Annotated in this window: 27 protein-coding genes; 15 read left to right on the forward strand and 12 right to left on the reverse strand. The window is 72.4% G+C overall.

The annotated features are described in order from the left end of the window. Positions 1-18: 18 nt before the first annotated feature. The gene (locus tag ACKUU6_RS12635) at positions 19-783 is read right to left on the reverse strand and encodes a ferritin-like fold-containing protein (protein ID WP_407988600.1); all 765 of its coding nucleotides are present in this window, start codon (positions 781-783) and stop codon (positions 19-21) included. Between the two features lie 592 nt (positions 784-1,375). On the opposite strand from ACKUU6_RS12635, the gene ACKUU6_RS12640 reads away from it, so the two are divergent. The 6 genes from ACKUU6_RS12640 to ACKUU6_RS12665 all read left to right on the forward strand — a co-directional run bounded on the left by ACKUU6_RS12640 (position 1,376) and on the right by ACKUU6_RS12665 (position 6,868). After that, positions 1,376-2,938 carry a DEAD/DEAH box helicase gene (locus tag ACKUU6_RS12640; protein ID WP_407992110.1) on the forward strand — a complete coding sequence of 521 codons (1,563 nt, stop codon included), beginning with the start codon at positions 1,376-1,378 and terminating at the stop codon, positions 2,936-2,938. A gap of 95 nt (positions 2,939-3,033) precedes the next feature. Next, a complete protein-coding gene (locus ACKUU6_RS12645; RefSeq protein ID WP_407988601.1) occupies positions 3,034-3,900 on the forward strand; it encodes an alpha/beta fold hydrolase in 867 nt (288 codons plus the stop codon). A gap of 308 nt (positions 3,901-4,208) precedes the next feature. After that, the gene (locus tag ACKUU6_RS12650) at positions 4,209-4,355 is read left to right on the forward strand and encodes a hypothetical protein (protein WP_184914594.1); all 147 of its coding nucleotides are present in this window, start codon (positions 4,209-4,211) and stop codon (positions 4,353-4,355) included. Between the two features lie 244 nt (positions 4,356-4,599). Continuing rightward, a complete protein-coding gene (locus ACKUU6_RS12655; protein WP_407988602.1) occupies positions 4,600-5,238 on the forward strand; it encodes a DUF6758 family protein in 639 nt (212 codons plus the stop codon). Positions 5,239-5,318: 80 nt separating this feature from the next. Next, the gene (locus tag ACKUU6_RS12660; RefSeq protein WP_407988603.1) at positions 5,319-6,167 is read left to right on the forward strand and encodes a PHP domain-containing protein; all 849 of its coding nucleotides are present in this window, start codon (positions 5,319-5,321) and stop codon (positions 6,165-6,167) included. A gap of 86 nt (positions 6,168-6,253) precedes the next feature. Beyond that, positions 6,254-6,868: a MarC family protein gene (locus ACKUU6_RS12665; protein WP_407988604.1), complete on the forward strand. Its 615-nt coding sequence runs from the start codon at positions 6,254-6,256 to the stop codon at positions 6,866-6,868. Positions 6,869-6,875: 7 nt separating this feature from the next. On the opposite strand, the gene ACKUU6_RS12670 is transcribed toward ACKUU6_RS12665, so the two are convergent. After that, positions 6,876-7,493, reverse strand: coding sequence for a suppressor of fused domain protein (locus ACKUU6_RS12670; protein WP_407988605.1), 618 nt, complete (start codon positions 7,491-7,493; stop codon positions 6,876-6,878). Between the two features lie 435 nt (positions 7,494-7,928). Here ACKUU6_RS12670 and ACKUU6_RS12675 point away from each other — a divergent pair, with 435 nt between their 5' ends. Then, positions 7,929-9,056 (forward strand): magnesium and cobalt transport protein CorA, encoded by a 1,128-nt coding sequence (locus ACKUU6_RS12675; protein ID WP_407988606.1) that lies wholly within the window; start codon positions 7,929-7,931, stop codon positions 9,054-9,056. Here the strand turns inward: ACKUU6_RS12675 and ACKUU6_RS12680 are convergent. After that, positions 9,053-10,033 (reverse strand): DMT family transporter, encoded by a 981-nt coding sequence (locus ACKUU6_RS12680; RefSeq protein WP_407988607.1) that lies wholly within the window; start codon positions 10,031-10,033, stop codon positions 9,053-9,055. The genes ACKUU6_RS12675 and ACKUU6_RS12680 overlap by 4 nt on opposite strands. A 93-nt stretch (positions 10,034-10,126) precedes the next feature. Here ACKUU6_RS12680 and ACKUU6_RS12685 point away from each other — a divergent pair, with 93 nt between their 5' ends. The 5 genes from ACKUU6_RS12685 (at position 10,127) to ACKUU6_RS12705 (ending at position 15,000) form a co-directional block, all read left to right on the forward strand. Then, the gene (locus tag ACKUU6_RS12685) at positions 10,127-10,678 is read left to right on the forward strand and encodes a hypothetical protein (RefSeq protein WP_407988608.1); all 552 of its coding nucleotides are present in this window, start codon (positions 10,127-10,129) and stop codon (positions 10,676-10,678) included. Between the two features lie 136 nt (positions 10,679-10,814). Continuing rightward, positions 10,815-11,639: a MerR family transcriptional regulator gene (locus ACKUU6_RS12690; protein WP_407988609.1), complete on the forward strand. Its 825-nt coding sequence runs from the start codon at positions 10,815-10,817 to the stop codon at positions 11,637-11,639. Between the two features lie 235 nt (positions 11,640-11,874). Further along, complete coding sequence (locus ACKUU6_RS12695; RefSeq protein WP_407988610.1) at positions 11,875-13,161, forward strand: magnesium transporter MgtE N-terminal domain-containing protein; 1,287 nt, start codon at positions 11,875-11,877, stop codon at positions 13,159-13,161. Between the two features lie 49 nt (positions 13,162-13,210). Continuing rightward, positions 13,211-13,783, forward strand: a complete 573-nt coding sequence (locus ACKUU6_RS12700) for a DUF1003 domain-containing protein (protein WP_407992111.1) — start codon at positions 13,211-13,213, stop codon at positions 13,781-13,783. A 56-nt stretch (positions 13,784-13,839) separates the two neighbouring features. Further along, positions 13,840-15,000: an Mrp/NBP35 family ATP-binding protein gene (locus tag ACKUU6_RS12705; RefSeq protein ID WP_407988611.1), complete on the forward strand. Its 1,161-nt coding sequence runs from the start codon at positions 13,840-13,842 to the stop codon at positions 14,998-15,000. Positions 15,001-15,064: 64 nt separating this feature from the next. On the opposite strand, the gene ACKUU6_RS12710 is transcribed toward ACKUU6_RS12705, so the two are convergent. The 4 genes from ACKUU6_RS12710 to sigE form a co-directional block, all read right to left on the reverse strand. Further along, positions 15,065-15,733, reverse strand: coding sequence for a hypothetical protein (locus ACKUU6_RS12710; protein WP_407988612.1), 669 nt, complete (start codon positions 15,731-15,733; stop codon positions 15,065-15,067). A gap of 110 nt (positions 15,734-15,843) precedes the next feature. Beyond that, complete coding sequence (locus ACKUU6_RS12715) at positions 15,844-16,269, reverse strand: sec-independent translocase (protein WP_407988613.1); 426 nt, start codon at positions 16,267-16,269, stop codon at positions 15,844-15,846. Positions 16,270-16,378: 109 nt separating this feature from the next. Continuing rightward, entirely contained in the window at positions 16,379-17,140 is a 762-nt protein-coding gene (locus ACKUU6_RS12720) for an anti-sigma factor family protein (RefSeq protein ID WP_407988614.1), read from the reverse strand. Between the two features lie 71 nt (positions 17,141-17,211). Further along, positions 17,212-17,916, reverse strand: a complete 705-nt coding sequence (gene sigE / locus ACKUU6_RS12725; protein WP_407992112.1) for an RNA polymerase sigma factor SigE — start codon at positions 17,914-17,916, stop codon at positions 17,212-17,214. 258 nt (positions 17,917-18,174) lie between these two features. On the opposite strand from sigE, the gene ACKUU6_RS12730 reads away from it, so the two are divergent. After that, positions 18,175-18,840 (forward strand): O-methyltransferase, encoded by a 666-nt coding sequence (locus tag ACKUU6_RS12730; protein ID WP_407992113.1) that lies wholly within the window; start codon positions 18,175-18,177, stop codon positions 18,838-18,840. 85 nt (positions 18,841-18,925) lie between these two features. On the opposite strand, the gene ACKUU6_RS12735 is transcribed toward ACKUU6_RS12730, so the two are convergent. Next, positions 18,926-19,093, reverse strand: a complete 168-nt coding sequence (locus ACKUU6_RS12735) for a DUF3117 domain-containing protein (protein WP_082597987.1) — start codon at positions 19,091-19,093, stop codon at positions 18,926-18,928. Between the two features lie 293 nt (positions 19,094-19,386). Between ACKUU6_RS12735 and ACKUU6_RS12740 the strand changes: the two genes are divergently transcribed. Continuing rightward, positions 19,387-20,175, forward strand: coding sequence for an enoyl-CoA hydratase-related protein (locus tag ACKUU6_RS12740; RefSeq protein WP_407988615.1), 789 nt, complete (start codon positions 19,387-19,389; stop codon positions 20,173-20,175). A gap of 62 nt (positions 20,176-20,237) precedes the next feature. Here ACKUU6_RS12740 and ACKUU6_RS12745 read toward each other — a convergent pair whose 3' ends face one another. Together ACKUU6_RS12745 and ACKUU6_RS12750 are read right to left on the reverse strand one after the other, a co-directional pair. Next, a complete protein-coding gene (locus tag ACKUU6_RS12745) occupies positions 20,238-20,807 on the reverse strand; it encodes a DNA-3-methyladenine glycosylase I (protein WP_407988616.1) in 570 nt (189 codons plus the stop codon). Further along, the gene (locus tag ACKUU6_RS12750) at positions 20,804-21,265 is read right to left on the reverse strand and encodes a DivIVA domain-containing protein (protein ID WP_407988617.1); all 462 of its coding nucleotides are present in this window, start codon (positions 21,263-21,265) and stop codon (positions 20,804-20,806) included. Before ACKUU6_RS12750 ends, ACKUU6_RS12745 begins: the two co-directional genes overlap by 4 nt. 155 nt (positions 21,266-21,420) lie before the next feature. Between ACKUU6_RS12750 and folP the strand changes: the two genes are divergently transcribed. Next, complete coding sequence (gene folP, locus ACKUU6_RS12755; protein WP_407992114.1) at positions 21,421-22,233, forward strand: dihydropteroate synthase; 813 nt, start codon at positions 21,421-21,423, stop codon at positions 22,231-22,233. 111 nt (positions 22,234-22,344) lie between these two features. Here folP and ACKUU6_RS12760 read toward each other — a convergent pair whose 3' ends face one another. Then, on the reverse strand, positions 22,345-23,151 hold the full coding sequence (locus tag ACKUU6_RS12760; RefSeq protein ID WP_407988618.1) for a TIGR00730 family Rossman fold protein: 807 nt from the start codon (positions 23,149-23,151) through the stop codon (positions 22,345-22,347). 64 nt (positions 23,152-23,215) lie between these two features. Further along, positions 23,216-24,304: a succinyl-diaminopimelate desuccinylase gene (gene dapE, locus ACKUU6_RS12765; protein WP_407988619.1), complete on the reverse strand. Its 1,089-nt coding sequence runs from the start codon at positions 24,302-24,304 to the stop codon at positions 23,216-23,218. Positions 24,305-24,387: the final 83 nt, after the last annotated feature.

The following is a 24,387-nucleotide window of genomic DNA, read 5'->3' on the forward strand; positions in this document are numbered from 1 at the left end:
GGCCCAGGGCCGTCCTGCCTAGGACGCGAGGCCGAGCGCGGCCATCCGGCGGGTGTGCGCCTCGGTGATCCGGTTGAACATCTTGCCGACCTCGACCAGGTCGAAGCCCTGCACCTCGGCGCCGCCGACCAGCAGGTTGGAGAGCGCGTCCCGCTCGGCCACCACGCGCTGGGACTGGCTGAGCGCCTCGCCCATCAGCCGCCGGCCCCAGAGCGCCAGCCGGCCACCGACCCGGGGGTCGTCCTCGATCGCCTGCCGGATCCGGTCCACCGCGAACTGCGCGTGCCCGGTGTCGCCGGAGACCCGGAGCACCAGGTCCCGGGTGTCGTCGTCCAGCCGGACGGCCACCTCGCGGTAGAAGTCGGTCGCGATCGCGTCGCCGACGTACGCCTTGACCAGGCCCTCCAGCCAGTCCGAGGGCGCGGTCATCCGGTGGAAGTTCTCCAGCGGCTCGACGAACGGGGTCATCACGCCGGTCGGGTCCGCGCCCACCTCGACCAGCCGGTCGTGCAACAGCTGGTAGTGCTGGTACTCGTTGGAGGCCATCTTGGCCAGCGCCGCCTTGTCGACCAGCGCGGGCGCGAACTTGGCGTCCTCGGCGAGCCGCTCGAAGGCGCTCAGTTCGCCGTACGCCAGGGCGCCGAGCAGGTCCAGCACGGCGGCCCGATAGTCCGGGTCGGCCGCGCGGACGGCCCAGCCGCCGATCGAGGCGGGCGGGTCGGAAGCGACGGGAGTGACGGATGCGTCCAGCGGGGTGCCGTCGTCGGCTGCCTGAGTCTCCATTGGGGTCACCCTATCGCCCGTACCGCGGCCCGCCCGGCGCGGAGTAGGGCACGTCACGTGTTCGAGTCGTCGCCTGACTGTATGGTGGTAGGGAAGCTCGATGTATCCCGGCGGCACGTGCAAGTGCCGCGTACGGACACCGGGCGTTCACGTACGCGGATGCCCGGTCGGAGACCCGATCGGCTCCGACCATGGCCCGGACCTCGGGCCCTGGCACCGCATCAGTGGCCGAGCGAGGGCCGCCGCGGACCACGCCGCTCCGGCGCAGGTCCCGCGCCTGGCCCCTCACGGGAATCCTCCCTTACGCCGTCGACCGAAGCGCCCGTCAGCGGGCTGTCCGGGTCGGCGAGCGGCGGGGGCCGGCGCGGTTGTGCGACCTCGTATCCGACGGGTCAGGCTGTTCTGCGGCCCGCTGCCGACACGGGGCTGCCCGCCCGCCCTCTCGCTCTCGGCCCCACCACATGGAAGAGGCAGCACCCTGTCCACCACCGCTGAACCCACCAAGACCACCTTCCGGGAGCTCGGGATCCTCCCGGAGACCGCCGAGGCCCTGGAGGCCGTCGGCATCCTGCACCCGTTCCCGATCCAGGAGATGACCCTCCCGGTGGCCCTGACCGGCCACGACGTGATCGGGCAGGCCAAGACCGGCACCGGCAAGACGCTCGGCTTCGGCCTCCCGCTGATCGAGCGCGTCGTGGTCCGCGCCGACGTGGACGCCGGCCGGGCCACCGAGGAGCAGCTCTCCGACGGCCCGCAGGCGCTCATCGTGGTGCCCACCCGCGAGCTCTGCACCCAGGTCACCAACGACCTGCAGACCGCGGGCAAGGTCCGCAACGTCCGCGTTCTCGCGATCTACGGCGGCCGGGCGTACGAGCCGCAGGTCGAGGCGCTCAAGAAGGGCGTCGACATCATCGTCGGCACCCCGGGCCGCCTGCTCGACCTGGCCGGACAGCGCAAGCTGGACCTCTCCAAGGTCAAGGCGCTGGTGCTCGACGAGGCCGACGAGATGCTCGACCTGGGTTTCCTGCCGGACGTCGAGAAGATCATCACCATGCTGCCCGCCAAGCGGCAGACCCTGCTCTTCTCGGCCACCATGCCGGGCCAGGTCATCTCGCTGGCGCGCCGCTACATGAGCCAGCCGACCCACATCCGGGCCGCCGCTCCGGACGACACCGGTCACACCGTGGCCAACACCACCCAGCACATCTTCCGCGCGCACTCGCTCGACAAGGTCGAGATGGTCGCCCGGATCCTCCAGGCCGAGGGCCGCGGACTGGCGATGATCTTCTGCCGGACCAAGCGCACCGCCGCCGACGTCGCCGACCAGCTGACCCAGCGCGGCTTCGCGGCCGGCGCCGTGCACGGTGACCTCGGCCAGGGCGCCCGCGAGCAGGCGCTGCGGGCCTTCCGGGCCGGCAAGGTGGACGTCCTGGTCTGCACCGACGTCGCCGCCCGTGGCATCGACGTCGAGGGCGTCACGCACGTCATCAACTACCAGTGCACCGAGGACGAGAAGACCTACCTGCACCGGATCGGCCGCACCGGCCGGGCCGGCGCCTTCGGCACCGCCGTCACCCTGGTCGACTGGGACGACATTCCGCGCTGGCAGCTGATCAACAAGGCGCTGGACCTGAAGTTCCCGGACCCGGAGGAGACCTACTCCACCTCACCGCACCTGTACGAGCTGCTCAAGATCGCGCCCGGCACCACCGGTGTCCTGCCGCGCTCCGAGCGGACCAGGGCCGGCCTGAAGGCCGAGGAGATCGAGGACCTGGGCGAGACCGGCGGGCGTGGTGCGCGCAGCACCGCGGGTGGTGGCCGTGGCCGCCGCACCGAGGCCGCCGAGGCCCCGGCCGCCGAGCGCCCGGCCCGCGTACCGCGTGAGCGGCGCCGGACCCGGGGCGGCTCCGCCGCCGACGGTGCGGTCGTCGTGGCCGAGACGGTCGAGGCGACGTCGGTCGAGGCCGCGCCGGTCGAGGCCGCGCCGGTCGAGGCCGCCACCGAGGGCGACGCGCCGCGTCGGCGTCGTCGGCGCCCGCGCTCGGCCGCCGCCGGCACCGAGACGGCTCCGGCGGTCGAGACCGCCGCCGAGGGCGACGCCCCGCGTCGGCGGACGCGCACCCGGCGCACCACCACCGCCACCGACGAGAGCTGATTACTGCACCACCCGGGGACCTGCGACGCCGACCTTTCACCGGGTCGGCGTCGCGGTTCCCGGAGCCCTCGGCCCGTGCCCACTAGGCTCGCGGTGTGAGTACTCCGCCGTTTCTGAAGCTGCCCGTCTGTGCCAGTGCCGTCCGGCTGGCGACCGCGCGGGGGAGTTTCGCGTCGCTGGTCGCCGAGCCTGCCGGGCCGGTGCGGGGGACCGCGCTGCTCGTGCCCGGGTTCACCGGGAGCAAGGAGGACTTCATCGCCCTCCTGGAGCCGCTCGCCGAGCGGGGCTACCGCACGGTGGCGGTCGACCAGCGCGGCCAGTACGAGACCGGCGGCCCGGGCGAACCCGCTGCGTACGCGATCGAGGAGCTCGGGCTCGATCTGCTGGCGTTGAGCGCGGCGCTCGGCACCGGTACGCCGCTGCATCTGCTGGGGCACTCCTTCGGCGGTCAGGTGTGCCGACAGGCGGTGCTGACGGCGGACCGGCGTGGCGGCGCGCTGCCGTGGCGTTCGCTCACACTGCTCTCCACCGGGCCGGGCGCGATCGACCCGAACGAGGCGGCCCGTACCAAGCTGCTGATCGACGCGCTGGGCGGGCTGGGCCTGGAGGAGATCTGGCAGCTGATGCAGCAGCTGGACGAGGGCAAGCCCCGGCCCGCCGCCGAGATCGGCGAGTTCCTGCACCGCCGCTGGGTCGCCAACCGTCCAGAGGCGCTGACCGTGATGGGCGGGCACCTGGTCTCCGCGCCGGATCTGGTCGCCGAGCTGGCCGCCGTCGAGCTGCCCAAGCAGGTGGTCTCGGGCGAGCAGGACTACGCCTGGCCGGTGCCGGAGCAGATCGCGATGGCCGACCGGCTGGATGCCCGGCACACCACGGTGCCCGGCGCCCTGCACTCGCCGAACGCGGAGCAGCCGGCCGCGACCGCCGCCGTGCTCGCCGACTTCTGGAACGTGGCCGAATAACCCCTGGTCAGCGCGCTCCGTCAGGCTCACACTGCCGGAGATTCGTTAGTTCAGGTAATATTTGATTCTGTCCGGGAATCATCGCGCTCCGCGCCCTGTTGATGAGAACGGCGCCCAGTGCGCCGAAACCGGGACTTTACGGGTGGGCAACCGCCCCGAAGCAGCAGTACGGCACCGTGGTCGATGAGGCTGGATCGGTCTCCACCCCGGTGCCCGTTCACGAAGTGGGACAGCACACCCCGGACGACGAAGACCGAGCTGTCATTTGAAGCCTCAGCCATGCAGTGAGGCAGGGAAGGGAGAGACCCATGCGTTTCGAGATCCTCCGCCTGGACGACGTCCAGGGCACCGCCACCGACACCCTGATCGCCGACGCGGACACCGTCCGCGAGTTCGTGGAGCGGGCCGCCCGCACCGGCGAGCGCCTGTACATCCGCCCGTTCAAGACAGTGTGACGGGGACCGGGTCGGCTTCGGCCGGTCCCGAGATCCCGATACCCGACTGACGCCCCGTCACCAGCAGCACCGGTGACGGGGCGTCAGTGCGTCCGCCGCACCACCGGCTCCGAGCTGGCGTACGTTTGCCGTCGCCCGCCACGGGACATCCCCCAACGGGGCTGCCACCGGCCCGGGCGGAACCGCACTCCATCCGGGTGATCGTCCTTGACGCGGCGCTCCGGAGGGAGGAGCGTTGTCCGTTATGAGGGGCGAGCCAAGCTGCCCGAGGTGCGCCGGCCGGGTTCGCGCGCCCGGTCTTTTCTCCGACACCTGGCAGTGCGACCAGCACGGCGCCGTGCACCCGATGCAGCCGGTGCTGCCACCGAGTGTGGAGGCGCTGGGTGTCGCCGTGACGCGGTCCCAGGTGCCGGTCTGGCTGCCGTGGCCGCTGCCGGTCGGCTGGCTGTTCACCGGCATCGCGCACGCGGGGGACGACGTCTCCGGTGCCCGCGCCACCGCCGTGGCCTGCTCGGGCCCCGCTCCGCTGGGCGGTTTCGGCGAGCTGGTGCTGGTCGCCGAGGAGCTCGGCGTCGGCCTGGGCGCCAGGTACGCGGGCCTACCGGGCCCGGATCCCGGCCCCAGCGTCTCGCTCTACAAGCCGGCCGATGCCAAGGTGACGGCCGCCGGGCGGCCCACCCCGATGTTCCACGTTCCGGAGGCGCCGGACGACCGGGCGGTCTACGTCGGCGAGGCGCGCGGGCTCTGGCTCTGGGCGATCGCCTGGCCAGAGCAGTCGGCGCTGATGATGTACGACGAGCTGGTGCTCACCGATCTGCGGGACGCGGGGGCCGAGCTCGGCCTGCTGCCCTGCGGGGCGCTGTCGCCGAGGCTGCTCGGGTAGACCGGTCCGGCCGACCTCGTCGGAGGACCGGCCGCCGCCGCGTAGATTGGGGGTCAGCCGACCCCGAGGAGCCGTCACCCGTGCGCATCGACCTGCACGCCCACAGCAACGCCTCGGACGGCACCGACTCCCCCGCCGAGCTGGTCGCCAACGCCGTGGCGGCCGGCCTCGACGTGGTCGCCCTGACCGACCACGACACGGTGGCGGGCCACCCGGAGGCGGCCGAGGCGGTCCTCGGCACCGGGCTGACCCTGGTGCCGGGCGCGGAGCTCTCCTGCCGGGTGGGCGGCATCAGCCTGCACCTGCTGGCGTACCTCTTCGACCCGGCCGAGCCCGCGTTCGCCGCCGAGCGGGAGCTGGTCCGCACGGACCGGTTCCGCCGGGGGCGGGCGGTGGTGGAGCGCTGCCGGGAGCTGGGCGCGCCGATCAGCTGGGAGCAGGTGGAGCGGATCGCCGGGTCCGGTTCGGTCGGCCGTCCGCACATCGCCAGCGCGCTGGTCGAGGCGGGCGTGGTGGCGACCGTCTCGGACGCCTTCACCCACGACTGGCTGGCCAACGGCGGCCGGGCCGACGTACCCAAGCACGAGACCGATCCCGTCACGGCCGTCCGGCTGGTCCGGGCGGCGGGCGGAGTGCCGGTGTTCGCCCATCCGGGCGCGGTGAAGCGCGGCCGGACCGTCTCCGACCAGGTGATCGCCGATCTGGCGGCGGCCGGGCTGGGCGGCCTGGAGGTGGACCACCTGGACCACGACGAGGAGACCCGGGCCCGACTGCGCGGGCTGGCGGGTGAGTTGGGGCTGCTGACCACCGGGTCGAGCGACTACCACGGCCACCGCAAGACCGTCCGGCTCGGTGAGTACACCACCGACCCGGCGGTGTACCAGGCTCTGGTGGCCCAAGCGACGGGCGCGAAGCCGATCACCGGGTGAGCCGGAGGGCTCAGGAGCGCCGCCCGTGTCAGAATCGGACGATTCGTCACACAGGCCGCGTTTCACCCTGAGAGCAGCGCCCGCCGATGACCCTCTTCGACGTCACGACCTTCGGGTCGCTCTTCGTCACCCTCTTCGTGATCATGGATCCGCCGGGCACCATCCCGATCTTCCTGGCGCTCACCTCGGGTCGGGCGGCCAAGGTGCAGCGGAAGATGGCCTGGCAGGCCGCCGCCGTCGCGCTCGGGGTGATCACCTGCTTCGGCCTGTTCGGCCGTCAGATCCTCGACTACCTGCACGTCTCGATCCCCGCGCTCCAGGTCTCCGGCGGCATCCTGCTGCTGCTCATCGCCCTGGACCTGCTCACCGGCAAGATCGAGGAACCGACCCAGACCAAGGACGTGAACGTCGCCCTGGTACCGCTCGGCACCCCGCTGCTGGCCGGCCCCGGCGCGATCGTCGCGGTGATCCTGGCCGTCCAGGGCTCGCACGGGGCGGCCCAGGACGTGGCGGTGTGGACCGCGATCCTGGCGATGCACGTGGTGCTGTGGCTGACCATGCGGTTCTCACTGGTGATCATCCGGCTGATCAAGGAGGGCGGCGTGGTCCTGATCACCCGGCTCTCCGGGCTGCTGCTCTCGGCGATCGCGGTCCAGCTGGTGGCCAGCGGCGTCTACGGCTTCGTCAAGGACTACCACTGACCCTTGGTCAGTCCAGCGGTACGCCCCGGCGCAGCGGGTCCCGCAGGTCGGTGCCGTACCGCAGCCAGCGCTCCTCCAGCACGGCCGCGCCGTGCACCCGCTTGTAGCCGGCCTCGTTCGGCGTCATCGGCAGCAGCGGCAGGAAGCGCACCGGCTCGGCGGGTTCGGCCAGCGCCAGGTCGGGCACCAGGCCGCCGGGTTCGGCGGCCAGCACCGAGGTGAAGGGCGCGCCCTTCCAGAGCGGCGCACCGAGGTCGAGCGAACCGCCGGGTGCCAGCACCAGACCCTCGACCTGCGGGGTGGCGGCGAAGGTGGCGAGCGTACGGAGCACGTCGTCGTGGCTCCCACGGACCGTCAGCACCAGTTCCGCTCGCGGGCCGCGGACCGGGTCGGCGACCACCGAGGTGGGGTCGGCCATCGGCGCGGCGGACATCCCGAGCGTGACATACCTCACCAGACCCTCGGCGTCCGGACCGAACCGCAGCACCTCGATCCGGTCCGCGCCCAGGAAGGTGACGGCGGCCCGGCCGCTCGGTTCGCCGAAAGTTGCCAGCAGACGGGCCTCGACCGCGGCCAGCACGGACGCGCGGGAGAGCTCGGCGGGGTCGTGGAAGTCGTGCGCCATGGCCAGACCCTAACGTCCCGGCGGTGCCCGACCGGTGCAGACCCCAGCGCTGGCGCGGTGTCAACTGTTAGGGTATGTAGTCGGCCACTGGGAAATCTTCACCCACAGGGCCGCGAGTGAAGGAGGTGGTTCGCGGTGGATACCAGCCGACCATGCAGTACCGGCAGCTCTGCCCGGCCGCGTCGCCTTCACCCCGCCCTCGTCTGAGCGGCGGCACCACTCCTCGACGGAGTTCCTGAGGCAGCGTCACGTCCGGCCGGGAGGGCTCATTCCCCGGAGTCGTACGGTCCAAACCGCGCCCCAGCAAGGCACCTGGACTTCCACGGCTCCGGAACACCGGCCAAGGCCGGCCATGAACGTGCCGCCCCGCCGTCGCACCCACGGTCCGTCAGTCACGCGCCGCCCGTGCGACGCCTCCTGCCCGAGGAGTCCGTCATGTCGATGATCAACAACCTGCGCGCCGCCGTCCGTCCTCGCCCCCGCCGGGGCGGGCTGAACGGCTTCGACCCGGCGCACGAGAGCCAGACCCCGTCCGCCGTGGTGGACTGCGCGGTCTACCAGGACGGCAAGCGCAACGGCGAGCGGTGCAGCCCCCGGGAGGCGGCCCGCCGGGTCCGGGCGGCCCGGGAGACGGCGGCCGGATCGTTCAGCTGGATCGGCCTGCACGAGCCCACCGAGGCCGAGTTCGAGGGCATCGCCCAGCGCTTCGGGCTGCACCCGCTGGCGGTCGAGGACGCGGTGCACGCGCACCAGCGCCCCAAGGTCGAGCGCTACGACGACGTGCTGTTCGCGGTCTTCAAGACCATCCGCTACGTGGAGCACGACCAGCTCACCCCCACCAGCGAGGTGGTCGAGACCGGCGAGCTCATGGTCTTCGTCGGCCCCGACTTCGTGATCACCGTGCGCCACGGCGGCCACAGCTCGTTGCACGAACTGCGTCGCCGGCTGGAGAGCGCGGGCGAGACCGGCGACGTCCCCGGCCTGCTGGCCAAGGGGCCGTCCGCCGTCCTGCACGCCATCGCCGACCAGGTGGTCGACAACTACCTGCTGGTGGCCGACCGGCTGCAGACCGATGTGGACGACATCGAGTTCGACGTCTTCGCCAACAAGGGCGGCCGGGGCGCGGACGTCGGACGGGTGTACCAGCTCAAGCGCGAGGTGCTGGAGTTCAAGCGCGCGGTGTCGCCGCTGCTCCGCCCGATGCAGCAGCTCTCCGAGCCCGGCCAGCGGCTGGTCGACCCGGACATCCGCAAGTACTTCCGCGACGTCGCGGACCACCTGACCCGGGTGGTCGAGCAGGTGCACGGCTTCGACGAACTGCTCAACTCGCTGCTCCAGGCCAACCTGGCCCAGGTCTCGGTCGCGCAGAACGAGGACATGCGCAAGATCACCTCCTGGGCGGCCATCTTCGCCGTCTCCACCATGGTCACCGGCGTCTACGGGATGAACTTCGACTACATGCCGGAGCTGCACTCCCGGTACGGCTACCCGGTCGTGATGGCCGCCATCGCGGTCCTCTGTATCGGCATGTACCGGGGCTTCCGCCGCAACGGCTGGCTCTAGCTGCTGCTGTTGCGGCCGCCCCGGGCGACCAGGACCAGACCGAGCAGGATGACCACCAGCGCCGGGTACGCGGCGACCGGGGGCAGCTGGCCGAGCCAGAGGGCCGCGATCAGCGCGGCGCCGGGGGTCTCCAACAGGATCGCGGTCGAGGTGACCGACGGGCCCAGGGTCCGTACCACCCGGTTGCTGAGCGAGTGGCCGAGCAGCTGGGCGGCCACCATCAGCAGCGCGATCTGCCACCAGACCCCGGCCGGCCAGCCGCTCATCGGCACCCCGCCGACCAGGCAGACCGCCAGCAGCACCGCCGCCGTGGTGGCGTAGCAGACCAGCGTGTACGCGGTGGTGCTGACGGTCCGTCGGACCTCCGCGCCGAGCAGCATGTACCCGGCGGCGGCCAGTCCGGCACCGAGGGCCAGCGCGTCACCGAGCAGCGCGTCCGGCGAGAGCGACATGTCGACACCGGTCAGCACCAGTACCCCGGCGAACGCCACGCACGTCCCGATCCACACCAGCCGGGGCGGCCGGTGGCCGAACAGCCGCATCAGCAGGATGGTCCACAGCGGCGTGGTGGTGACCAGCGCGGTCGCCGACGCCACGGAGGTCATCCGCAGGCTCGGCATCCAGAGCGCGAAGTGCAGCGCCAGCAGCACTCCGGCCGCCACCGCCAGCAGCAGGGCCCGGCGGCCGATCCCGCGCAGCTCGACCCGGTGCCGCAGCAGCGCGTACGGGCCTAGCACCCCGACCGACATGACGTTCCGCCAGAACGCGATCGCCAGCGCCGGTGCGGCGGTGGCGCTGATCAGGGGGGCGGAAAGCGAGATGCCGGCGATCGAGACCGCCAGCAGCAGCAGGTCGGTCCTGGGCAGCTTGACCGGCTGCGTGGTGGGCGCGGGTGCCGCCACCGGGGCGGGTGTGGCGGTGTCGGGCCGGGCGGCGGGCACAGCACTCCTCGGGAGGACGAATTCGGTGGACACCACGGTAAGGGCTGTAACGGAGCCATGGCACTGTCGTCCTGAGCCGTGAGACACCGCCGGGGCGGCGTCCGCCGGTGAAGCCTTACGCTGTCGGCCATGGAGCCTACGACGACCGACGCCGCCACCGGACCCGACCGGGCCACGCTGGATCGGGCCCTGCTGGAGGAGGCCGCGAAGAAGTCCGGCCTGCTCTGGGTCCGGGCCGAGGGAGAGTCCCGGAGCCGGGCCCTCTGGCACGCCTGGCACGACGGCGCGGTGGTGGTGGTCGGCGACGGCATCGAACAGCCCCTGCACGGGCTGACGGCCGGTCAGCCCGCCGAGGTCACCGTCCGCAGCAAGGACAAGTGGGGCCGCCTCACCAGCTGGCCGGCCACCGTCACCGAACTCGCCCCCGGCAGTGACGCCTGGCTCGGCGCCGTCGAGGAGCTCAAGGGCAAGCGTCTGAACGCCCCCGACACCGACACCATCGCGGAGCGCTGGGCCCGCGACTGCCGCGTCCTCCGCCTCGCACCGGCCGGCCCCCTCACCGAGCAGCCGGGCAGCATGCCCGACGCCTCCCACGCCGCCACCCCGATGCCCACCCCGGCCACCACCCGCAAGCCGATCCCGGCGGGTCTGCCGAAGCTCCTCTTCAAGCGCTCCCGCTAGGCACGTGCCCTCGACGCCCAGCCACCTGCGGGGCGCTTTCGCCGGGATACCCACCAGCCACGAACCGACACCGTTCCCCGAGCGCCTGTCCGGGAGTTGACCCTCACACCGTGTCAGGCCGTGGAGTAGCCCCATCATGTTCACCATCGGAGACTTCGCGAAGCACGGCCGGGTATCGGTCCGGATGCTCCGCCACTACGACGCCATCGGCCTGCTGCTCCCCGCCCGGGTGGACCCGTTCACCGGGTACCGGGGCTACGAGGCGGCCCAACTCGCCCGGCTCAACCGGATCATCGCGCTCAAGGACCTCGGCTTCACCCTCCAGCAGGTGGCCGGCATCGTCGACGAGCAGGTGAGCGCGGAGGAGCTGCGCGGGATGCTCCGCCTGCGGCAGGCGGAACTGGCGGCGGCGGTGCAGGAGGCAGCCGTCCGGCTGGCCCGGGTCGAGTCGAGGCTCCGCACGATCGAGAGTGAGGGGCACATGCCTTCCGACGACGTTGTGGTCAAGAGCATCCCTGCGGTCCGGGTGGCCCGGCTGTCCGCCGTGGCGGACGGCTTCGAGCCGGAGCACATCGGCCCGGTGGTCGGCCCGCTGTTCGGGCGGCTCTGCGACCTGCTCGCCGAGGCGGGACTGACCGCGACCGGCCCGAGCCTGGCGTACTACGAACAGGTCGGTCCCGACACCGAGCAGGTCCGCGCCTTCGTGGCGATCCCGGTCGGCGCCGAGCCCGACCCGGCGTACGGCTTCGAGGTCGCCGACCTGCCCGCCCTGCCGGTGGCGGCCACCATCGTGCACCGGGGGGCGATGGACGACATCCTGCCGACCTCGCAGACCCTGGCCCGCTGGATCGACTCCACCGGCCACCGCTCGCTCGGCTACACCCGCGAGCTGTACCTCCAGTGCGAGGGCGACCCGTCCACCTGGGTGACCGAGCTCCAGGAGCCGGTCGCCACGGCCTGACCCCGGCTCAGGACCCGGACGGCAGTCAGCCGTTGGACCACCCCCCGGTGGAGAGCACCAACCGGTGGCCGTCCGGGTCCTCCACCGTCACGCCCCACGCGTCCCGGTACGTGACGACCCGTCCACGATCCTCCCCTCTCGGTCCTGGGCCCCACCGCAGCACGCGCCCGTCGGCGGGCTACGGGGTCCGCGGCCAGGTAGCCTGGGCCCCGAGCGTCGCGTAGAGAGGAAGTCCATGGCAGGGCCAGGCAGCCGGGTCTTCATCTCCCATCTCTCCGGGATCGCGGTCTTCGACCCGAACGGCGACCAGGTCGGCCGGATCCGCGACGTGGTGGTCTCGCTGCGGATCGGCGGACGCCCGCCCCGGGTGCTCGGCCTGGTGGTCGAGGTGGTCGGCCGACGCCGGATCTTCCTGCCGATGACCCGGGTGACCAGCCTGGAGTCCGGCCAGGTGCTCACCACCGGCGTGATCAACATGCGGCGGTTCGAGCAGCGCCCGTCCGAGACCCTGGTCCTGGCCGAACTGCTGGACCGCACCGTCACCTGGACCAAGACCGGCGCCGAGGTCACCGTGCTGGACGTGGCGATGGTGCAGACCCGGGTCCGCGAGTGGGAGATCAGCAAGGTCTTCGTCCAGGTCGGCAAGGTCTCCCGGCTGCGCAAGGCCAAGGGCGAGACGCTCACCCTGGACTGGTCCGCCGTCAGCGGCTTCGCCCTGGTCGAGGAGGGTCAGGGCGCGGCCAACCTGCTGGCCACCTTCGACCAGCTCCGGCCCGCCGACCTGGCCAACGTGATGCACCACCTCTCCCCCAAGCGCCGCGCCGAGGTGGCCGCCGCGCTGGACGACGACCGGCTGGCCGACGTCCTGGAGGAGCTGCCGGAGGACGACCAGGTCGAGATCATCGGCAAGCTCAAGGACGAACGCGCCGCCGACGTCCTGGAGGCGATGGACCCGGACGACGCCGCCGACCTGCTCTCCGACCTCCCGGAGGAGGCGGCCGAGCGGCTGCTGCGCCTGATGGAGCCCGAGGACGCCGCCTCCGTCCGCCGCCTGCTGAGCTACGAGGAGAACACCGCCGGCGGTCTGATGACCACCGAGCCGATCGTGCTGGAGCCGGACGCCACCGTGGCCGAGGCGCTGGCCAGGGTCCGGGTCTCCGACAACAAGCCCGCGCTGGCCGCCCAGGTCTACGTCTGCCGGCCGCCGAACGAGACCCCGACCGGCAAGTACCTCGGCACCGTCCACTTCCAGCGGCTGCTCCGCGAGCCGCCGTACACCCTGGTCGGCTCGCTGGTCGACGACGACCTCGACCCGCTGCCCCCGGACACCCCGCTGCAGCTGGTCACCAGCTACCTGGCCGCCTACAACATGGTGGCGGCCCCGGTGGTGGACGAGGGCGACCACCTGCTCGGCGCGGTCACCGTCGACGACGTGCTCGACCACCTGCTGCCCGACGACTGGCGCGAGGCCGCCCTGCACGGGAGCGAAACACACGAGAGCGAGGCGAGTGGTGGACGCTGACCGGAAGAGCCGCCGGGACGAGACCCCGCGCCAGCGCCTCCAGGGCGAGCTGCGGGAACTGCGCGAACTCCGTGAGCTGCGCGCCCGCGAGGGCTCCCAGCGCCGTACGGCCCGCCCCGAGCCCAGCGCTCCGGCCCGCAGCCGGCTGGACCAGCCGCGTACCGCCAGGCCCGGGCTGATCAGCCTGCCCTCGTACGACCCGGAGGCGTTCGGCAAACTCTCCGAGCGGATCGCCCGCTTCCTCGGCACCGGCCGGTTCATCGTCTGGATGACGGTGGTGATCATCGCCTGGGTGCTCTGGAACACCGTCGGCCCGGCCGGGCTGCGCTGGGACAACTACCCCTTCATCTTCCTCACTCTGATGCTCTCGCTGCAGGCCTCCTACGCGGCCCCGCTGATCCTGCTCGCGCAGAACCGCCAGGACGACCGGGACCGGGTCAACATGGAACAGGACCGGGCCCGCAGCGACCGCAACATCGCCGACACCGAGTACCTGACCCGCGAGGTCGCCGCCCTGCGGCACGGGCTCGGCGAGGTCGCCACCCGCGACTTCGTCCGCTCCGAACTGCAGGCCCTGCTCAAGGAACTGGACGAACGCCGGGACGTCGCCGACCGGCTGTGACCGGCGGCACGTTACCGCCGGGTCGGCGACGTTTCGGCGCGCCGTACCATCAAGGCATGGCCAACGAGACAGAGGTTGCGGCAGGCGTCACGGAGGAGTCCGTACGCGAGGCGCTGGCGACCGTCAACGACCCGGAGATCAACCGCCCGATCACCGAGATCGGCATGGTGAAATCGGTCGAGATCGGTGACGGCGGCGCCGTCCGGGTCGCGATCTACCTGACCGTCTCGGGCTGTCCGATGCGCGAGACCATCACCGAACGGGTGACCACCGCCGTCTCCGGCGTCGCCGGGGTGACGGAGGTTCAGGTCGAGCTCGACGTGATGAGCGAGGAGCAGCGCAAGGAGCTCTCCCAGCTGCTTCGCGGCGGTGCGCCCGAGCGGGAGATCCCGTTCGCCAAGCCGGGCACCCTGACCCGGGTCTACGCCGTCGCCTCCGGCAAGGGCGGCGTCGGCAAGTCCTCGGTCACCGTCAACCTGGCCGCCGCGATGGCCGCCGACGGCCTCAAGGTAGCCGTGGTGGACGCCGACATCTACGGCCACAGCATCCCCCGGATGCTCGGCGTCGAGGGCCGCCCGACGCAGGTCGAGGACATGATCATGCCGCCGTCGGCGAACGGCGTGAAGGTCATCTCAATCGGCATGTTCACCCCGGGCAACGCTCCGGTGGTCTGGCGCGGGCCGATGCTGCACCGCGCGCTCCAGCAGTTCCTGGCCGACGTCTACTGGGGCGACCTCGACGTCCTGCTGCTCGACCTCCCGCCGGGCACCGGCGACATCGCCATCTCGGTCGCCCAGCTGGTCCCGAACGCCGAGATCCTGATCGTCACCACCCCGCAGATGGCCGCCGCAGAGGTGGCCGAGCGGGCCGGCACCATCGCGCTGCAGACCCACCAGAAGATCGTCGGCGTGATCGAGAACATGTCGGGCATGCCCTGCCCGCACTGCGACGAGATGATCGACGTCTTCGGCACCGGCGGCGGCCAGACCGTCGCCGACGCCCTCACCCGCTCCGTCGGCGCCACCGTCCCCGTCCTCGGCTCCATCCCGATCGACGTCCGCCTCCGCGAGGGCGGCGACGACGGCCGCCCCGTCGTCCTGGCCGCCCCCGACTCCCCCGCCGCCACCGCCCTCCGCACCATCGCGGGCAAGCTCGGCGGCCGCCAGCGCGGCCTCTCCGGCCTCTCCCTGGGGCTCACCCCGAAGAACAAGTTCTGACCGCACGTCAGGCGCACGGCCCCGGGAGCTGCTGCTTCCGGGGCCGGCCGCGTCTCCGGGGCCTTCAGCGGCCGGTGTAGGCCGTCAGGTCGGGGACGGTGGCGAAGCCGGCGCCGTAGGCGCTGATGCCACGGCCGTAGGCGCCGAGGAGGACGCCGGGGGCCTCGCCGGCCAGGACCCAGCCGTATTCGGACTCGCGGTAGCGGAATGGCTGCGGGAGGCCGTTGACGGGGAGGGTGAGGGGGGACCAGCCGGGGCCGTCGAGGTCGTCGGCGAGGTCCCAGGCGAGGGTGCTCTGCTGGTCGAGCCAGTCCTGGCGGCGGGCGCGGTCGAGCTGGCCGGGCCAGGTGGCGGACAGCAGGCCGGAGCCGGCCAGCCAGGCGGCGGAGGAGGCGGAGGTGGCCTCGAGCATGCCGGTGTTGTCGGCGCTGCGGCGGCTGTCCCGGCAGGCCACCGTGACCACCACGGCGAACTTGCGGACGTCCCGGGCCTCGTAGTGTCTGGCGGGCTCCTCGCCGTGGCCGAGGGTGCCGTAGTCGATCGGCTGGTCCGGCCGACCGGGCGTCGCCCCGGCCTGCATCAGCCAGCGCCGCCCGGTCCAGCCGTCGTCCAGGCCGTACCAGGGGAAGTCGGCCGCCAGGTACGGCGCCAGCGGGTCGGCCGGCACCCGGGCCTGGGGTCCCACCGTGACACCCACCGTGGCCGTCCCCACCGCACGACTCGTCGCGTCCATCCCGGGCCTCCTCGTACAGCACTGATCGATAGCACTCAGCACAATAGCGGCGGACGCGCCGACGCCCCGCTCAGCACGGCGGCCGGGCGGGGCGTCGGGAGGACGGAAGGTCAGGTGGCGTCCGGGTCGAACGGCGGCCGCTCGTCCTTCGCCAGCGGCTCAGCGGCGGCCGGCGGGGCGACGGGAGACGCGGACTTGGTCAGGTCGGTGACCGCCCGGCCCGGCGCCGCGTCGTTGAGCACGGACTTGATGTCGAGCCCGTCCCGGATCTCCTTGAAGCCCAGCGGGTCCTCGTTGTTGCCGAGCAGCTGCTTGCGGACGAAGGTCTTCGGGTTCAGGTCCTCGAAGTCGAAGTCCTTGAAATCCGGGCCGAGCTCGGAGCGGATGTCCTCCTTGGCACTGTCCGCGAAGCTGCGCACCTTGCGGACGAAGCCCATCACGTCCTGGATCAGCTTCGGCAGTTTGTCCGGGCCGAAGATCACGATGGCGAGGATGACCAGCGTCACGACCTCAAGTGGGCCTACGTCTGTGAACACCCGAGCTCCCGGCACCTGATGAAATCTGGACAGCGTCAGTACAGAGTAATGGCCACCGGCGCGCCCCGAGGTCCCGGTCTGATGAAGCTGTGGCAAAGAAGCGGGTGGCTCAGCGGGGGTAGTGCTGCGGCGCGACGGAGTAGCGGTCCCCGTCCGCGCTCGGCCTCCAGCTGGGCAGCGCCGCCATCAGGCCACCGGGCGTCCGCACCGGGTACGCCGCGGGGAAGTCCACCGGGACCACCACGGAGCCGCCGCCGGGGCCGCTCACCGGGGTGACCGAGCCGTGCTGCTCCTCGCCCGAGACCGCCGAGACGCCGCCCAGGGTGACCGCCGCGACCGAGAAGGCCCCGGCCGCCGCGAAGACGAACCGCCGCCCGAGCGGAGCGGACCTGGCCACCGGCGGCTCGGCCGCTGCCGCCAGCGGACGGAACGTGCGGCGGGCCCTCGGGTCCACCCCCGGCAGCGGGGCGCCCGCGCCGAGCGCACCGGACCCGAAGGAGGCCCCGGCACCACGGCCGAACGAACCGCCGGTGAGCCGACTGCCGCCGAAGGTGCCGACGCCGGGCACGGCGGGGCCGCCGCCCCCGGGGTGCTCGTCCTCCTCGGGCAGCGCGGCGACCGCGAGCAGCCGCGACATCAGCAGCGCGGACGGGTCGGGCGCGGCACTACTGGTCAGCAGCTGCTTGGCGGCCCGGCTCTCGTCCGCCTCGGCGAGGCAGTCGGGGCAGGTGGCCAGGTGGGCCTGGACCCGCTCACGGGCGTCGTGGTCCAACTCGCCGTCGACGAAGGCGGAGAGCCGGTCGCCGAGGTGGTGCTGCTCGGCGACCGGATCGGCGGCGGCCCGCAGCGGGACGGACCGAAGCTCCGTCACCGGCTCAGCGCGACGGCCGAGTTGGGCCCAGCCGGCGACTCGTCCGGCCCGGCCGGTAGGTTCGGCGGAGGTCACGCCGACCCCCGATCGACCCCGGCGGGCTCGGCACCCACCGCCACCGGCTCGGCCCCGCCCCGGCGCACCCGGCCCGGAGCGGACCCCGGGGCACGGTGCTTGAGCGCGGCACGCAGGTGCGAACGGCCGCGGTGGATCCGGCTGCGGACCGTCCCGAGCTTGACGCCCAGGGTCGCGGCGATCTCCTCGTACGAGAGGCCCTCGATGTCGCAGAGCACCACGGCGGCGCGGAACTCGGGCGCCAGCGTGTCCAGCGCCTGCTGGACGTCGGCGTCGAAGTGGGTGTCGCTGAAGTGCTGGGCCGGGCTCGGCTCACGGCTCGGCAGCCGCTCGGCGGCGTCGTCGCCGAGCGCGTCGAAACGGATCCGCTGACGGCGGCGCACCATGTCCAGGAACAGGTTGGTGGTGATGCGGTGCAGCCAGCCCTCGAAGGTGCCGGGGGTGTAGGTGGAGAGCGAACGGAAGACCCGGACGAAGACCTCCTGGGTCAGGTCCTCGGCGTCGTGCTGATTGCCCGTCAGGCGGTAGGCCAGCCGGTACACCCGAGCGCTGTGCGCCTCGACGATCTCCGCCCAACTCGGCGGCGTCCAGGTCTGCGCGTCGGGGCCCTCGGCGAAGGTCGCGAGCGGGGCGGGGGCGTCGGCCACCACGGTGTCGGCTGCGGTCGACTTGTCCAGGGGGGAGTGCGCAGGCTGGTTCATCACGGGCTTTGGCGTACGGGCCGACGTAGAGCCGCTCAGGTGCCACGGCGTCAGGACGTCGTCCTCAGCCACACCTCCTCGGTCGGCTCTTCTGCCCAGCAGGGCCACCACCATATCCACCTCACCCGTCAGATCCGGATAAAGCACCGATTCCCGCCCGGGGAGCACCTGCTCCGTGGGCCGATCACCACTTCCCTTCCGGGTCAACGGCCGGTCTTCGAACGCGGTTCCCGCCCGGCCAGTAATCTGTGGCTGGAAATATCGACATCAGGCGCTCCGGAAGAGGCAGCCATCACCGAGTTCGGGCCCGCGCACGCGGCTCTCGCCGACACCTACGTCGGCGAGGACGCGGTGCTGACCTACGCCAGGGCCCAGTCCGCGCGGACCGGCATCCGGGCGATCGGGCCCAGCGGCGGTGCCGCGCTGCGACTGCTGGCCGCCGCCGTGGACGCCAAGGCGGTCGCCGAGGTGGGCACCGGCACCGGCGTCTCCGGGGTCTACCTGCTGCGCGGCATGCGCCCGGACGGCGTGCTGACCACCGTCGACCTCGAACCGGTGCGCCAGCAGTACGCCCGGGAGGCGTACCACGCGGCCGGCTTCGCCCCGAACCGGGCCCGCTTCATCCCCGGCCGGGCGCTGGACGTGCTGCCGCGACTGGCGGACGGTCAGTACGACCTGGTCTTCTGCGACGGCGACCCGGCCGAATCGCAGGCGTACCTTGCAGAATCGTTGCGCCTGCTCCGCCCCGGCGGCGTGGTCTGCTTCGAAGGGGTGTTCCAGGAGGGCCGGCTGGCCGAACCCGACCACCACGACCCGCAGACCCGCGCCGTCCGCGAGCTGGTCCGGGACGTCCGGGAGAGCGACCTGCTGCTCCCCGCCCTGCTGCCGGTCAGCGACGGGCTGCTCTGCGCCGTGAAACGGTGACAGCACTGGGCCCGGCCCCGGAGATCCGGGGCCGGGCCCAGTGCTGTGCGCGTGTCTCCGGGGAGAACGCGGGGCACCCGCTAAGTCAGCCGGTGGCTGCCTTCAGGGCGTCACCCAGGGCGCTCGCCTCATCCGGCGTGAGCTCCACCACGAGGCGTCCGCCGCCTTCGAGCGGCACTCGCATGATGATGCCCCGCCCCTCCTTGGTGACCTCGAGCGGGCCGTCACCCGTCCGCGGCTTCATGGCCGCCATGCTCGTTCCCCTTCCTGCAACCGCTCAGCTACGTCCCGGCAGTCCGTCCACCGCCGGTATCGAACGCATTGATCGGAAGCCATTATCCCGCATCGGACGGCTCGATGACCAACGTCACTCTCTCCGCACCACCGGCCACACCCGCCCAGAGCACCGCATTACCCGCCAGAAGGCCCGGCGGCACCGCTCCGGTGACGCCGCCAAAAGGTGCCCGACCTCACACTCCCCGGCACCCGTACCACTCGGGCATGCTGGCTCCGTCCCACCCTCGACACCTCAGGGAGCCCTCGCCCATGTCCGACTCCGTGCTCTTCGAACTCGACGGCGGCCTGGCCGTCATCACCATCAACCGGCCCGAGGCGATGAACGCCCTGGACATCGCCACCAAGGTGGCCCTCCGGGACGCCGTGATCGCGGCGGCCGAGGACAGCGCCGTCCGGGCCGTGCTGCTCACCGGTGCGGGTGAGAAGGCGTTCTGCGTCGGCCAGGACCTCAAGGAGCACCTCGGACTGCTGGGCACCAGCGACGCACCGCTGAAGACCGTCTCGGAGCACTACAACCCGCTGGTCCGGGCGCTGGCCGGGATGAACAAGCCGACCGTCGCGGCGGTCGGCGGGGTCGCCGCCGGCGCCGGGGCCTCGCTGGCCTTCGCCTGCGACTTCCGGATCGTGGCCGACACCGCGGGCTTCAACACCTCCTTCGCCGGGGTCGCGCTGACCGCCGACTCGGGTGCCTCCTGGACCCTGCCCCGGCTGGTCGGGCACGCCAGGGCCACCGAACTGCTGATGTTCCCGCGCACCGTGAAGGCGGCCGAGGCGGCCGAACTCGGGCTGGCCACCAAGGTCGTACCCTCCGCCGAACTGGCCGCCACCGCCCGGGAGTTCGCCCAGCGACTGGCCCAGGGGCCGACGGTCGCCCTCGGCGCGATCAAGACCGCGCTGGCGTACGGGGCCACCCACACCCTGAGCGAACTCCTGGACAAGGAGGACGAGCTCCAGACCCTGGCCGGCGCCAGCGAGGACCACCGCATCGCGGTCAACGCCTTCATCGCCAAGGAGCAGCCGGTCTACCTGGGCCGCTAGGCCCTGTCCGGGCGTCCGCGGTTGGGGCCCGGCTGCGCCGTGGCGGGCCACCGGCCGGAGGATCAGCGGGCGTGACAGTCGATCAGGTGGTCGTTGACCAGGCCGCAGGCCTGCATCAGGGCGTACGCCGTGGTCGGTCCGACGAAGCGGAAGCCCCGCTTCTTGAGCTCCTTGGCCAGCGCCGTGGACTCCGGCGTCACCGCCGGTACGTCCGCCAGGGTGCGCGGCGCCGGCCGGGAGCCCGGCTCGACCGCGAACTGCCAGATCAGGGCGTCCAGTCCACCGTCCAGCTCGCGTGCGACCCGGGCGTTGGCGATGGTGGCGGCGATCTTGGCGCGGTTCCGGATGATGCCGGGGTCCTGGAGCAGGCGCTCGGCGTCCGCCTCGTCGAACTCCGCCACCCGGGCGATCTCGAAGCCCGCGAACGCGGCCCGGAAACCCTCCCGGCGGCGCAGGATGGTGATCCAGGACAGCCCCGACTGGAACGCCTCCAGGGCGACCCGTTCGAACAGCGCGTCGTCACCGTGCACCGGACGGCCCCACTCCGTGTCGTGGTAGACCCGGTAGTCGTCCGTCGAGTCGCCCCAGCCGCAGCGCAGCAGGCCGTCCGTACCCGGCACCGCCCCGGTCACCGCCCGGCCTCGCCGTCCTGCTGGTCGGCCACCTGCTGGTCGGCCACCTGCCGGTCGGCCACCTGCCGGTCGGCCACCTGCCGGTCGGTCGCCTGCCGGCTGGTCACCTTGGCGAACTCCTCAAGACCCGGCAACGGCTCCTCGCCCTCGGGCGTGTTCGCCGCCACCGCGCCGACCAGCACCGCGGCGGCCTCCAGCTCGGCGATCCGGGTGTCGCGCAGCGCGAGTTCGGCACCGAGCCGGTCGAGCACGTCGTCGACCTCGTCCATCCGGTAGCCGCGGACGGCCATCGGCAGCCGGATCTCGTCCACGTCGGTCCGGCTCAGCGGCCGGTCCTGGGGGAGCCGCGCCGCGATCCGGTCATGCACCGCCTCGGGGAGGGTCCCGCCGCCGCCCAACGCCACCAGTGCGGTTCCGCCGATCACCACGGCCATCGCCACCACGACCAACCAGAACACGAGCCGTCCTCCAGTACTTTCCGGTGGACCCGGAGATGGGATCATGGTCCCCAACCAGACCGGGGCCCATCATTGCACCCGGGCGAGCTGTGGAGGAGACACCGGTGGCACTCCGTCTGGGCCCACGTGAATTCGGCGACGACGAGCTGGTGATCATGGCCATCGTCAACCGCACTCCCGACTCGTTCTTCGACCGTGGCGCGACCTTCGCCGACGAGGCGGCGTTCGCCGCCGCGGACCGGGCGGTGGCCGAGGGCGCGGCGATCCTGGACATCGGCGGGGTGAAGGCCGGGCCGGGCGAGGAGGTGACGGTCGAGGAGGAGCTGCGCCGGACCGTCCCGTTCGTGGCCGAGCTGAGGAAGCGCCACCCCGAGGCCGTGATCAGCGTGGACACCTGGCGGCACGAGGTCGGCGAGGCGGTTTGCGAGGTCGGCGCCGACCTGCTGAACGACGCCTGGGGCGGGGTCGACCCGAAGCTGGCCGAGGTCGCGGCCCGGTACGACGTCGGTCTGGTCTGCACCCACGCCGGCGGGGCGGAGCCCCGGACCCGGCCGCACCGGGTCGGCTACCAGGACGTGATGGCCGACATCCTGCGGGTCACCGTCGGGCTGGCCGAGCGGGCCGCCGGGCTCGGGGTGCGCCGGGACGCGCTGATCATCGACCCCGGCCACGACTTCGGCAAGAACACCCGGCACTCGCTGGAGGCGACCCGCCGCCTGCCGGAGATGACCGCGACCGGTTTCCCGGTGCTGGTCTCGCTCTCCAACAAGGATTTCGTCGGCGAGACCCTGGACCGCCCGGTCGACGAGCGCCTGCTCGGCACCCTGGCCACCACCGCGGTCTCCGCCTGGCTCGGCGCCCGGATCTACCGCGCCCACCAGGTCGCGGAGACCCGCCAGGTCCTCGACATGGTCGCCTCCATCCAGGGCAGCCGCCCCCCGGCCGTCGCCCGCCGGGGTCTGGCCTAGGTGTACTCGGCCGACAGGGGCCCGGGGCTGTGCCGGTGTGCGGCTCCGCCGCGTGGGCGACGCCACCGGCAGAACCCCCGGTCCGCCGCAACCGGGCGCCCTGCGGACTGATCAGATCTCGGCGGCCGGCTGACGGCTCTCGTCGATGATCTTGAGGACGTCGTCGATCTCGTCGGTGACGTGGAAGAGTTCCAGGTCCTTCGGGCTCGCCTTCCCCTGCGCGACCAGGGTGTTCCGCAGCCAGTCGACCAGCCCGCCCCAGTACGCCGAGCCGAACAGGATCACCGGGAACCGGGTGACCTTCTTCGTCTGCACCAGGGTGAGCGCCTCGAACAGCTCGTCCAGCGTGCCGAGACCGCCGGGCAGCACCACGAACCCCTGCGCGTACTTCACGAACATCGTCTTGCGGACGAAGAAGTACCGGAAGTTCAGCCCGAGGTCGACGAACTCGTTCAGCCCCTGCTCGAAGGGCAGCTCGATGCCGAGCCCGACCGACAGGCCGCCGGCCTCGGAGGCGCCCCGGTTGGCCGCCTCCATGGCGCCCGGGCCGCCGCCGGTGATGACGGCGTAGCCCGCGTCCACCAGGGCCCGGCCGATGGCCACCCCGGCCGCGTACTCGGGTGAGTCGACCGGCGTCCGGGCCGAGCCGAACACGCTGATGGCGGGCGGGAGTTCGGCCAGGGCGCCGAAGCCCTCGACGAACTCGGAGGTGATCCGCCAGACCCGCCAGGGGTCGGTGTGCAGCCAGTCGGTCGGGCCTGTGGTGTCCAGCAGCCGCTGGTCGGTGGTGCTGGTGCCGACCTGGTCGCGACGGAGCAGGACCGGGCCCTTCCGCTTCTCCGGAACGTTCTTCCGGTCGGGGTCCTGGCCCTGGTCAGGGCTGTCCGCGTAGTGCTTTTCGTCTCCAGTGGCTGTCATGACGAAACCCTACGCCCGTTGTTCGCCGAATCAGGGGAACAACGGAAGGTACGTCGGATGACGGTCAGTTGGCCGTCAGCCAGGCCCGCAACCGGTTCTCCACCTCGGTGATGGCGCTGAGCGAGCAGTGCTCGTCGCGCTTGTGCGCCAGGTTCGGGTCGCCGGGGCCGTAGTTGACTGCGGGGACGCCGAGGGCGCTGAACCGGGCCACGTCGGTCCAGCCGTACTTGGCCCTGGCCTGACCGCCGACCGCGGCCAGGAAGTCCCGGGCGGCGGGCTGGTCGAGCCCGGGCAGGGCGCCGGGGGCGGCGTCGGTGACCACCACCTCGAAGCCGGCCAGCACCTCGCGGACGTGTGCCTCGGCCTCGGCGATGCTCCGGTCGGGCGCGAAGCGGAAGTTGACGTGCACCACGCACTCGTCCGGGATCACGTTGGCGGCCACCCCGCCGCTGATCAGGTTGGCGTTCAGGCCCTCGCGGTACTCCAGGCCGTCGATCTCGACCCGGCGCGGCTGGTACTCGGAGAGCCGCCGCAGCACCTCGCCCGCCTTGTGGATGGCGTTGTCGCCGAGCCAGCTGCGGGCCGAGTGGGCCCGGGTGCCGGTCAGCCGGACGTCGACCCGCAGGGTGCCCTGGCAGCCGCCCTCGACCACCGCACCGCTCGGCTCCATCAGGACCGCGAAGTCGGCCGTCAGCCAGTCGGGGTGGCGGTCCACCAGGTGGCCGAGGCCGTTCCGGGACGCCTCGATCTCCTCGCAGTCGTAGAAGACGAAGGTGAGGTCCCGGTTCGGCTCCGGCAGGGTGGCGGCCAGCCGGAGCTGCACGGCGACACCGGACTTCATGTCGGAGGTGCCGCAGCCGTAGAGCAGGTCGCCCTCGACGTGCGAGGGCACGTTGTCGGCGATCGGCACGGTGTCCAGGTGCCCGGCCAGCAGTACCCGCTCGGCCCGGCCGAGGTCGGTGCGGGCCACCACGTTGTTGCCGTACCGGTCGACGGTCAGGTGCGGGTACGCCCGCAGCGCCGCCTCCACCGCGTCGGCCAGCGGGCCCTCGCTCCCACTGACGGAGGGGAAGTCGACCAGCCTGGCGGTCAGCGTGCCGCCGTCGAGGCCGAGGTCGAGGCTCTGGTGCAGGGAGATCTCAGGGCTGGTCATGGCCGCCAGCGTAGTAGCCGCCGTTGCAACCACCGCCACCGCACAGCCGTCCGAGTGGGTACGGTGTGCGGGCGAGAACGCGA

Origin of the sequence: Kitasatospora sp. CMC57 (assembly GCF_045866025.2) — a bacterium.
GTDB lineage: Bacteria > Actinomycetota > Actinomycetes > Streptomycetales > Streptomycetaceae > Kitasatospora.